The organism is Massilia agri (genome assembly GCF_024753255.1).
GTDB classification, from domain to species: Bacteria; Pseudomonadota; Gammaproteobacteria; order Burkholderiales; family Burkholderiaceae_D; genus Telluria; species Telluria agri.
In genome coordinates this window covers 1-496 of sequence record NZ_JANUHA010000055.1, presented here as the reverse complement: position 1 = coordinate 496, position 496 = coordinate 1, and the positions used below count along the sequence as shown (strand labels likewise).

Here is a 496-nt window from a genome sequence, read left to right as displayed (position 1 = left end):
CCACCCGCGGCCCACCGCGATGGGGGCGCAAAGCGCCATCGTGGTCGGCCCCGACGGCGCCGACACACTATCTGGCGCGGACGAGATCCACTGCGACCAGCTGGGCCGGGTGCGCATCCGCTTCCACTGGCAGGACAGCGGCGACGCCACCTGCTGGGTGCGGGTGGCCCAGCGCCTGGCGGGCGGCGGCATCGGCAGCCAGTTCCTGCCGCGCATCGGGCAGGAGGTGATCGTCCAGTTCATCGAGAACGATATCGACCGGCCGCTCATCGTCGGCGCCCTCTACAACGGCCTGGGAGAAGGCGGCGTCGCTCCGACGCCGGGCGGGGAGAATGCCCAGGACAAGGGCGGCGGCGTTTTTGACGCGGCCAATGACCACGCGGTGTCCAGCCAGGGCAACCTCGCCGGCGGCAACGCGCCGGTATGGCATGGCGCATCCAGCGACAGCGCCGGGCACCGCAACGCGGCCGCCCAATGGGGGGTGCGCAGCAAGGAA

General features: G+C 71.8%; 1 protein-coding gene. It reads left to right on the top strand.

Annotation, left to right across the window (positions count from 1 at the left end):
• On the top strand, positions 1-496 hold a 496-nt coding region (locus tag NX780_RS25105; protein WP_258830616.1), incomplete at both ends, for a phage baseplate assembly protein V.